Origin of the sequence: Endozoicomonas sp. ONNA1 (assembly GCF_024606325.1) — a bacterium.
Classification (GTDB): Bacteria; Pseudomonadota; Gammaproteobacteria; order Pseudomonadales; family Endozoicomonadaceae; genus Endozoicomonas_A.
On sequence record NZ_JAHHPN010000928.1, the window covers coordinates 1 to 9,182 of the forward strand.

11 protein-coding genes are annotated in these 9,182 nt (G+C 48.2%); 3 read left to right on the forward strand and 8 right to left on the reverse strand.

From position 1 onward, the window contains the following. The 5 genes from KDK19_RS22135 to KDK19_RS22155 all read right to left on the reverse strand — a co-directional run. On the reverse strand, window positions 1-295 hold a 295-nt coding region (locus tag KDK19_RS22135; RefSeq protein WP_257292968.1), incomplete at its 3' end, for a hypothetical protein. Window positions 296-614: 319 nt separating this feature from the next. Next, window positions 615-2,261, reverse strand: a complete 1,647-nt coding sequence (groL, locus tag KDK19_RS22140; protein ID WP_257292969.1) for a chaperonin GroEL — start codon at window positions 2,259-2,261, stop codon at window positions 615-617. Window positions 2,262-2,316: 55 nt separating this feature from the next. Beyond that, the gene (locus KDK19_RS22145) at window positions 2,317-2,610 is read right to left on the reverse strand and encodes a co-chaperone GroES (RefSeq protein ID WP_257252343.1); all 294 of its coding nucleotides are present in this window, start codon (window positions 2,608-2,610) and stop codon (window positions 2,317-2,319) included. 138 nt (window positions 2,611-2,748) lie between these two features. Beyond that, window positions 2,749-3,222: an FxsA family protein gene (locus tag KDK19_RS22150; protein ID WP_257287396.1), complete on the reverse strand. Its 474-nt coding sequence runs from the start codon at window positions 3,220-3,222 to the stop codon at window positions 2,749-2,751. Between the two features lie 116 nt (window positions 3,223-3,338). Continuing rightward, window positions 3,339-4,061, reverse strand: a complete 723-nt coding sequence (locus KDK19_RS22155) for a HugZ family protein (protein ID WP_257252341.1) — start codon at window positions 4,059-4,061, stop codon at window positions 3,339-3,341. Between the two features lie 353 nt (window positions 4,062-4,414). Here KDK19_RS22155 and KDK19_RS22160 point away from each other — a divergent pair, with 353 nt between their 5' ends. Beyond that, the gene (locus KDK19_RS22160) at window positions 4,415-5,467 is read left to right on the forward strand and encodes a hypothetical protein (RefSeq protein WP_257252340.1); all 1,053 of its coding nucleotides are present in this window, start codon (window positions 4,415-4,417) and stop codon (window positions 5,465-5,467) included. A 169-nt stretch (window positions 5,468-5,636) separates the two neighbouring features. Here KDK19_RS22160 and KDK19_RS22165 read toward each other — a convergent pair whose 3' ends face one another. After that, window positions 5,637-6,089 carry a DUF29 domain-containing protein gene (locus KDK19_RS22165; protein ID WP_257252339.1) on the reverse strand — a complete coding sequence of 151 codons (453 nt, stop codon included), beginning with the start codon at window positions 6,087-6,089 and terminating at the stop codon, window positions 5,637-5,639. Window positions 6,090-6,299: 210 nt separating this feature from the next. Between KDK19_RS22165 and KDK19_RS22170 the strand changes: the two genes are divergently transcribed. Both KDK19_RS22170 and KDK19_RS22175 read left to right on the forward strand, forming a co-directional pair. After that, window positions 6,300-6,848, forward strand: coding sequence for a chorismate mutase (locus KDK19_RS22170; RefSeq protein WP_257252337.1), 549 nt, complete (start codon window positions 6,300-6,302; stop codon window positions 6,846-6,848). 174 nt (window positions 6,849-7,022) lie between these two features. Then, the gene (locus tag KDK19_RS22175; RefSeq protein WP_257252336.1) at window positions 7,023-7,784 is read left to right on the forward strand and encodes an SDR family oxidoreductase; all 762 of its coding nucleotides are present in this window, start codon (window positions 7,023-7,025) and stop codon (window positions 7,782-7,784) included. A 41-nt stretch (window positions 7,785-7,825) separates the two neighbouring features. Here the strand turns inward: KDK19_RS22175 and KDK19_RS22180 are convergent, their stop codons facing one another. Both KDK19_RS22180 and KDK19_RS22185 read right to left on the reverse strand, forming a co-directional pair. Further along, a complete protein-coding gene (locus KDK19_RS22180) occupies window positions 7,826-8,878 on the reverse strand; it encodes a DUF481 domain-containing protein (protein WP_257292970.1) in 1,053 nt (350 codons plus the stop codon). A gap of 69 nt (window positions 8,879-8,947) precedes the next feature. Further along, the coding region (locus tag KDK19_RS22185; RefSeq protein WP_257292971.1) for a hypothetical protein at window positions 8,948-9,182 on the reverse strand (235 nt) is incomplete at its 5' end.

Consider the following 9,182-nt stretch of genomic DNA (forward strand, 5'->3'; position numbering starts at 1 on the left):
CAGGCCCAGGATTCCTGTTTCCTGTCGGATCGGGATTTTGGATCGGTGGCTGACTGCCAGGCCTTAGCCCCGGTGTATTTAAAGGGTTTGAAGGATCGGTTCTCCTTTCGTTTATGGGCGTGTCAGGAGTCCTGCTTTGCTGCAGCTGATTAAGCTGTGGATCAGGATTAACAGGACCACTAATTCTATGAGTGGGCGTGTTCCCGTCCGATGATAAAGGGGCATTACTACCCGTATTGCTAGCGGGTATCTGAAGACTACCACTCCTTCCTGAAATTTCCATGCCACTACTCATATGCTGCTCCTTTTCTGTTAATAGCCATGACCTGAGTCATCGGCGAAGTTCATCCTGATTTGAGTTCAAAACTCTCGATATTGGTCAATGTTGACCGTTGATACCATGTTTGATTCAGAAACATCTGAAAGGTTCCCTTAAATCCAATTTTTGCATTCTGAGATCCGATCTTAAGGAGCAGTCTGTCATCAACAATGGAGTCAGTATGAAGTGAGTTCTGCGAGTTGTTCACCGCAAGTGACGGGAAATATGACATAAAAAAAAGCTGCTCCTGAAACAGAAGCAGCTTTTTCGGAGAAGCAGAGCTTCGGGAAGATGATTACATCATACCGCCCATACCACCCATACCACCCATACCGCCCATGTCAGGCATAGCAGGAGCAGCAGCCTCAGCAGGCTCATCAGCAACCATCGCCTCAGTGGTGATCATCAGACCAGCAACAGAAGCAGCCGCCTGCAAAGCAGAACGGGTGACTTTAGCAGGGTCCAGAATACCCATTCCGATCATGTCGCCATATTCACCGGTAGCAGCGTTGTAACCGAAGTTGCCTTCGCCGGACCTGACCTTGTCGACAACGACAGAAGCTTCGTCACCGGAGTTAGAAGCGATCTGACGGATTGGGCCTTCCAGAGCACGCAGGATCAGTTCAACACCCGCTTTCTGTTCAGCGTTGGCAGTTTCAACAGAGATCTTGGACAGAGCGCGAACCAGAGCAACACCACCACCAGCGACTACGCCTTCTTCAACCGCAGCGCGGGTAGCGTGCAGAGCGTCTTCTACGCGAGCCTTCTTCTCTTTCATTTCCACTTCGGTAGCAGCGCCTACCTTGACAACAGCAACACCACCGGCCAGCTTGGCTACGCGTTCCTGCAGTTTTTCCTTGTCGTAGTCGGAAGAAGAGTTCTCGATCTCGGCACGAATTTGCTCAACACGGGAAAGAATATCAGCCTGGTTGCCGGCACCATCTACGATGGTGGTGTCTTCCTTGGTGATAGCGATGCGCTTGGCAGAACCCAGATCTTCCAGGGAGGCAGCTTCCAGAGACAGACCGACTTCTTCAGAAATAACAGTACCACCGGTCAGGATAGCAATGTCCTGCAACATGGCTTTGCGACGGTCACCGAAGCCAGGCGCTTTAACAGCAGCGACCTTCACGATGCCGCGCATGTTGTTCACAACCAGAGTGGCCAGAGCTTCGCCTTCAATATCTTCACCGATGATCAGCAGAGGCTTGCCAGCTTTGGCTACGTTTTCCAGTACTGGCAGCAGATCACGGATGTTGGAGATCTTTTTGTCAACCAGCAGGATGAATGGGTTTTCCAGTTCAGCAGACATGCTTTCCTGGTTGTTGATGAAGTAAGGAGACAGGTAGCCACGATCGAACTGCATGCCTTCTACTACGTCCAGTTCATTTTCCAGACCGGAACCTTCTTCAACGGTGATAACGCCTTCTTTGCCTACTTTCTCCATGGCTTCAGCGATGATCTGGCCCACCAGCTCATCGGAGTTTGCAGAGATAGTACCTACCTGAGCGATGGACTTGCTGTCTTCGCAAGGCGTGGACATGGTTTTCAGCTGTTCAACAACAGCCGCTACTGCCTTGTCAATACCACGCTTGAGGTCCATTGGGTTCATGCCGGCAGCAACGTACTTCAGACCTTCGTTCAGAATGGACTGAGCCAGAACGGTTGCAGTGGTAGTACCGTCACCCGCCTGATCGTTAGCCTGAGAAGCGACTTCCTTAACCAGCTGAGCACCCATGTTCTGGAATTTGTCAGACAGCTCGATTTCCTTGGCTACGGAAACACCATCTTTAGTGATGGTTGGAGCGCCGAAAGACTTTTCCAGCAGAACGTTACGGCCCTTGGGACCCAGAGTCGCTTTTACTGCGTCAGCAAGGATGTTGACGCCTTCCAGCATTTGCTTGCGAGCTTCGTCGCCGAACTTAACCTGTTTTGCTGCCATGATGGGTAATCCTTTGGAAATTTAAAACAGTTGCTATGAAAACGAAGTTCCGGGATCAGTCTTCCAGAACAGCGTAGATTTCGCTCTCGGATACGATGATCAGCTCTTCACCGTCGATCTTAACGGTGTCAGAACCAGCGTACTTACCAAAGATGACTTTGTCGCCGACGCTGACACCCACAGGACGTTTTTCACCATTGTCCAGAAATACGCCATCACCGACAGCCACTACCACACCCTGGTTTGGCTTTTCAGTAGCAGAACCTGGCAACACGATACCGCCAGCAGAGGTAGTGGTTTCTTCTTCACGACGAACGACCACGCGATCACGCAACGGACGGATTTTCATCGATGTATCTCTCCAACTGTTTATGCTGAAAAACCAGCAATCAACTCTTGTCAAACGGTCTGACTTGCGATGTCAGAACCGAACCCAATTATCGGTAATCTAGTAAGTAAGGGTGGCTTTAGCCTTTTCAAGGGGGCACTAGAATTTTTTTTCATCTTCCCGCTTGAACTCACCTTCGAGGGTCTGGTGGATACTCCGGCTGGTGTCGATGTCCTCACGGTAATATTCACCCTCAAGGGTGGTGGATGACTGTTGCGCCTGCCAGCGACCACTTTTGATCATGCGTCTCAGCAGCGCTCTGCGCACCGGGGGAATGAGCAGAACCAGCCCGATAAAGTCGGTGATAAAGCCGGGAATCATGAGGAACACACCACCCAGGGCAGTCAAAAAACCTTTCAGCAATTCCAGCGCAGGCTGCTCACCACGATTCATCTTCTCGCGAGCCTTCATCATGGTACGAAAACCCTGACGACGAATGATCGCTATACCAGCCACCATACCCAGAATAACCAGAATCAGTGTATTAAAAGCGCCAATATAGCCCCCCACCTTGATCAGGACGACCAGTTCAAGGGCGGGAAGCAGTAAAAAAATCCAGAAAGGGAAGCGCATGGAAGCCTCCAGAGACAACAGTGCTTCTTATATAGTGTTAATCATGGAAACTTCAAGGATTGAAACGTAAAAAGCCCCAAACAACCTCGGGGCTTTTTATTTGTACAAGCCTGATATCAAGCTACTCTGGCCATCTCTACCAGAGTCTTGCGCACTGCCATTGGCTCGTCCACTTCTGTCGGGAAAGGAATACGAACCAGCTTGTCTTTCAGCAGCAGGTGCATACCGGTGGCATCAATACCGGCCATCTTTGGCTCAACACCTTCCGGAAGTTCGATACCAGCCACTTTACAGTACTTCATCATCGCATCGACATGATCTTCATTCATATGGTTGACCATGCCATTTTCTACGCTGCCGTAAAATGGGTTTTCACGAGTCATCAGCTCGTTCTTCACCCAGAAAATCTTACCGAAACCACCGATGAAACGTGCACGCTTCAGATGAATACGGTAAAAGTCAAAACCATGGGTTTTGTGATACTGAGCAGAAGGTGGAAAGAAAGAGTAGTAACGTTGCTCCAGCGCCTTCAGTTCTTCATTGTCCGCTTCAATTTTTTCGGCATCGCCGATCCAGGTCAGACGCCCTGCCTTGTGGATATCGTCTACACCACTTTGGGTGATGATTAGAGAAACCTTGGGGTTAGCTTCAATGTTTTTGGTGTGCTGAGCGAGGTCACTGATCAGGATGATCGGGTTACCCTGTTTATCAAGGCAGTAAGGCATAACAGAACCAAATGGGTACCCGGGCACGTCATCAGAGTGAGTGGACAAAATACCGTGGTACTCATTCAAAAGCAGGTTACGTGCGTCGTGTGCGGCTTGAACCTTGGGTTCCATCTGTTTCCCCCTGTATTTTCATATCATAAAACATACCACTTATAACCATCGCCTTTGAAGATTTTCAAAACCCAATGGGTATATTTCGATATGCAGAACTCTGTTCTTCAACCTATGGCCGGAATCAACTATGGCTGATGATTAAGACACCTGTTTCAGGCATTTTGAGGCGATTATATATTAATGATATTGATTATCAATAAGATTATCATGCAGCATTAGCTGCTGTCTTTCCGTGAGCTGTTTTTTATTTGGAACTTAGTACAAAAATGGAGGTCTACCTGATAGATAGGCAGATCATAACGCGCTTAAATCTGTCAAATTACCTCAATTAATCTTACAGGAGTTTCGTTATGCAAATCGGTAATCCAATGGCTCAGAGCCCGGCAGTGGGGCAGCCTGTTTCCACATCAGCCAACGCTTCTGAGGGTGGTGTGTTTAAAAATATCAGGAAAGTTTTTTTCAGCTATGACCCGGTGGAGGGAACCAGGACAAAATATATACCTTGCTTAACGTTCATGGCAGGCGCTGCTTCTGCCGGAGCCGTTTCCTTTGATGCTTTGGTTCAGAATTGGACGCCTGCCAGAGTGGTACCCGGTGCAGCTCTGACCGATCGCCTTATTGCCGTGGTAGAAAATACCGTTCAGAGAAATCCATTTGCCTGCGGTGCAGCTGCTGGAGCTGCAACTGCTTTCGTAGGGTTGAGTATGCTTGCCAGCAGTCTGAAGCCTTTAGCCAAAGAGTGTATAGAAGCGGTTCGGGAAGAGTTAAGGCATCAGCTTCAAAGGGACTTTCAGGAAATCACGGTTCATAAGGAGCTGATTTCTCAACATCAGAAAAACCTGTCGGAACTTGAAGTTCATCTGCCGGCAGAGAAAGCAAGATATAACCAACTATCGCAGGAAGTCTATTTACAGAGATGGACCTGCTATCGGCGAGAGGCTGATTATATGGCGGGGCAGTTGAAAGGTTATGTGGATGGCGTGTTGTCGTCTAACTCCGGGAACCGGGGAAATGTCCAGCGTGGACGCCATCAGGGTGATGTCTATAAGGCCGGTGTCGAGTTATCAAGGTTTGTCAGCAAGGAGAATCAGGACTATTCATTCCTTTCCCGAATACAACTGCTTAATGCTCTCAAACCTGTTTTAACTGAGAGTGAATATAAGAAAGTTAAGAGCATACTCCGGGACTTTCCTGTCAAGCCCTATCCCATCATCCATCAGGGCCCAGTAACCAGAGAGTATGCAAAAGTCCAGGAACAATGTGCATCAGAGCAAAGAGAGGTAGGGGTATTAGAATCCAAAATCAAAAAAGTACTGGGCCAATACCCTAATTTAAGGCCTGATGCTGCTGGTAATATTCCCCAGCCTCCGGCCAAGGAGTTTGAGCCCTATATGCCAAAGTGACTTGATTGATGATGTCTCATCAATCAAAAAAAGACCAGGAGCCTGATGACGTTTCGTTGCGGGCCCGGAACTTGCGGGCGGCTCCTTTTCCGTAAAAATCGGTCTGGTAAAGCGTTTTCTGATCATGTTCCATGGTGTTACCCCTTTAATTACAGCCAATATTTGCTGTCTATTGAGGTGGGGTATCCGGTAGAAAGTCATCCACCATGACTTCATCAAAAGACCAGGGACAGGTTTCAGGGAATGTTGCTTTCGGGAAACCTGTCTCCCTGACTGCACCTTTCACCGCACGATGGTAAGCCGGTGGCGTAACAGCATCGAGCTTGCTTTTAAGGCTGGGGCTGTCTTTGATCAGCATCTGAATCTGGTGCCGCTGTTCGGTGACCGTATTACGCCAGCTTCGACTCTGGAACCTGGGTTGATAGAGCCACTTAAGCAGGTGCATAAGCAGGATCGCCAAGTGAGACTCAAAAGCCCGGTAGTCACTGCGACCCATACTTTCAATTTCCTCAAGAATATTGGAGACATCAATTTCAGAAAGTCGTCCGGTACGCAGCAACTCAGCCTGTTGTTGTGTCCAGCGGTAAAAGTCGGTGTTGTAAAGGTTGTTTGAGTTATCCATAGCAATATTCCCTTGTGAATCAGCCATTGAGTATAGGACAACGGATGTCAAGACTCCCATCACCGCCTAATATCCTGATTTGGCTTTGACTTCAGCGCTGATGATTCTGGCAGATACTCTAATAGTTGTTGAGCGTAATATAATCAGAGTGTCACGGCTGAATCAATGGAAAGGGACTGGTTCTAAGCTCAGAGAATTGTTGAGGAAATCATGAAGCTTTTTGTAACAGGGTTGCTCTGTTTGACACTCTCTACTTTGACGATTGCGGATGCGGATACAATGTCGAAAGGAATCTTTGAGTTAATCAACCAGCGGCTGACTTATATGCAGGATGTAGCCTTATTTAAGGCCACGAATCATCGTGCTATTGAAGATTTGACCAGAGAAAAACAGGTGCTTGAGAAAGCATTGTTTGATGCACAGCAGGCTGGTTTACAACCAGATTCCATCGCTGTTTTTTTTCAGGCTCAGATAGATGCGGCCAAGGCTATTCAATATCGATATAGGGCGGAATGGTTATCTGCCAAACCAGAAAATAAAAAACACCGTGATCTGGCTTCCGAGGTCAGGCCCAAGCTTATAGAGCTTGGTCATCAGATCGTGATGCAAATTAGCGAATACCTTCAGAATGGAGGAGCATTTGATAATAACATGCAGCAAGACTTTGTCAGGACGGTCAATGCAGCGCACCTGTCCGAAAACGACAAAAAGAAAATGTTTGAAAGTCTTCAAATGATACGTGTGATTAAAAACCAGTAGCCTGTGGATGGATCGAAAGCCCCCGGGAAGTTCAGCCAATCCTGACTGACCAAGAACAGCCCTGACAAAGAAGCTCATACTCCTTGTTACTCAGAAAAACCAAACCGTCTATAGAGAATTCGCTATGTTCCGTTACAATCATTGAGTGATTTTCAGACGTAGAAGAACAAAAGAATGAATCTCGAACAAAGCAACATCCTGATTACCGGTGCTGCCCGCGGTCTGGGCAAGGCCATGGCACTGCATCTGGCAGAAAAAGGTGCCAGCCTTGGGCTGATAGACCTGAAAGGCGAAGCCCTGGATCAGACGGTAAAGGAGTGCTCTGAATTGGGGGCAAAAACCATTGCCCTGCCTACCAATGTCGCCAACGAACAGGAAGTAGAAAACAGTATCAAAGTTGCCAGAGAAAAACTGGGCCCGCTCAACGGTCTTATCAATAATGCGGGCATCCTGCGTGACGGTCTGCTAATTAAGGTGAAAGAGGATCAGGTCACTGACAAGCTTTCACTGGCAAAATGGCAATCAGTCATTGACGTCAATCTCACCGGTGTTTTTCTCTGTGGTCGTGAGGTGTCTGCCAGCATGGTTGAATCAGGAAGCAAAGGTCTGATTCTAAACATTGCCAGCATTTCCCGCTCGGGCAACTTCGGACAAACCAACTACTCTGCCGCAAAAGCCGGTGTCGTCGCTATGACGGTATCCTGGGCTAAGGAGCTGGCTCGTTTTGGCATCAGGAGCGCTGCGATTGCACCTGGCATGATTGAGACTGAAATGACGCTGGGCATGAAGCCCGAAGCTCGCGCCAAAATGAATGCGGGTATTCCGGCGGGACGCATGGGTAAGCCTGAAGAGATTGCAGCAACGGCGGCGTTCATTTTTGAAAACGACTACTTCAATGGTCGGGTGCTGGAACTGGATGGAGGTCTGCGCCTCTGATTCATGGCCGCAGAAGCTACTACCTTCTGTGGCCATTCTCACTACCAGGAATAACCAATGCCTACCTTGATCTGACTCGAGGTTTTATCAGCACCTTCTGTAGGAATACTGTCGTAGTCCAGGTAATGCATCAGGTTTAGAGAAAGACTTTCAGATAACCCCACCCTCAGACCATGCTCTCCATCAAACAACCACTGCTGGCCTGAATTCAGACGGTAAAACAGCTTGCTGTTAAAGTAATACTCAAGGTTATCAATGAGCTTCTTCCGATACACCAGTCCTGTCGTCACCGCCAGATTTCTCTGGTTATCTTCCAGCTGATAATCTTCCCAGAGATGAGTCAGACCAACGGTGGTAATCACTGTTTCTTTCACCGTTTCCCTGAAGCGGTAACCGAGCGAACCACCGAGCGTCAGTCTTGATCTCAGATCTTCCGCTGAGTCATACTCCTGATCCAGAGAGCCCTGAACGAACCAGTGCTCGGTGAAATAGCGACTATACGCATACCCCAGCTCCCACTCCTTGGTGGAAGAGTCTGCGTCATCTTCCGTCTCTACTTCAATGTCCCACTTAAAACTGTTTTTGTTCCACTCGTCATTGATATCCAGGTTGCCACTGAGCGTAAATGTGGTTTCTTTGTCCTGACCCTGATCGCTGTCCAAACCAAAGTTGACCTTGCCAGCAATGTCCCAGTTAGCAGCCAGCACCGGCTGTTCAGTGAGAATTTCTGCCACTGGCCAGACTGCCGAAAAGCTCCGCTCATAACCATCAGGATCAACAATCGTCAGTTGATCACCATTGCTCTTTAACTGACGCTGTTGAGCCTCTTTCTCTCCAATCAAACCCACCCAGAGCGGCTGGTCTGTCTCCAGAGCACGGACATGGCGCCAATTAATGGTAATGTTACCTGCATAACGTGTAGAAACAGTCAGTTTACCCGCTTCCAGACCCATGATTTTGCCACTGATCACATCTCCATTTTCCATCCATACCTTATCCGCACGAGCCATCGTTACCATACCGAAAAGAAAGATGATCCAGACTGTGTGCAATCCGAAAAAACGGCCAATGCCCCTGAAAAACTGGAGCCCCATGAATACCCCTCGATGAATCGATGTTTTATTGCTTTCTAAGGGTGACAAGAGTTCCAAATTAATAAACGTTTAACAAGAGGGAAAGCCGTTATAGCCAGCGGTTTTCCCTGGCTGAACCAGTAATAAAGCAAAGTTGTCCCTCCTTTTGCCAACCTGAGGCGCTTCATTCTGGAAAAATGAAAAACGTTTCACGACAAATAGCCGATGGATTAGGATATGCTTGGCAGATTCTCTGGTGATACTTATCCTTAGCAGCCTGTCGGACTTAAGCGTCCGTAGCGAGGATTGCAAGAAATTGAGGATA

Coding starts and splice junctions, on each gene's coding strand:
- KDK19_RS22165 (WP_257252339.1), bottom strand. CDS start 6,089: ATGGATAACTCAAACAACCTTTACAACACCGACTTTTACCGCTGGACA.
- KDK19_RS22145 (WP_257252343.1), bottom strand. CDS start 2,610: ATGAAAATCCGTCCGTTGCGTGATCGCGTGGTCGTTCGTCGTGAAGAA.
- KDK19_RS22155 (WP_257252341.1), bottom strand. CDS start 4,061: ATGGAACCCAAGGTTCAAGCCGCACACGACGCACGTAACCTGCTTTTG.
- groL (WP_257292969.1), bottom strand. CDS start 2,261: ATGGCAGCAAAACAGGTTAAGTTCGGCGACGAAGCTCGCAAGCAAATG.
- KDK19_RS22150 (WP_257287396.1), bottom strand. CDS start 3,222: ATGCGCTTCCCTTTCTGGATTTTTTTACTGCTTCCCGCCCTTGAACTG.
- KDK19_RS22160 (WP_257252340.1), top strand. CDS start 4,415: ATGCAAATCGGTAATCCAATGGCTCAGAGCCCGGCAGTGGGGCAGCCT.
- KDK19_RS22170 (WP_257252337.1), top strand. CDS start 6,300: ATGAAGCTTTTTGTAACAGGGTTGCTCTGTTTGACACTCTCTACTTTG.
- KDK19_RS22175 (WP_257252336.1), top strand. CDS start 7,023: ATGAATCTCGAACAAAGCAACATCCTGATTACCGGTGCTGCCCGCGGT.
- KDK19_RS22180 (WP_257292970.1), bottom strand. CDS start 8,878: ATGGGGCTCCAGTTTTTCAGGGGCATTGGCCGTTTTTTCGGATTGCAC.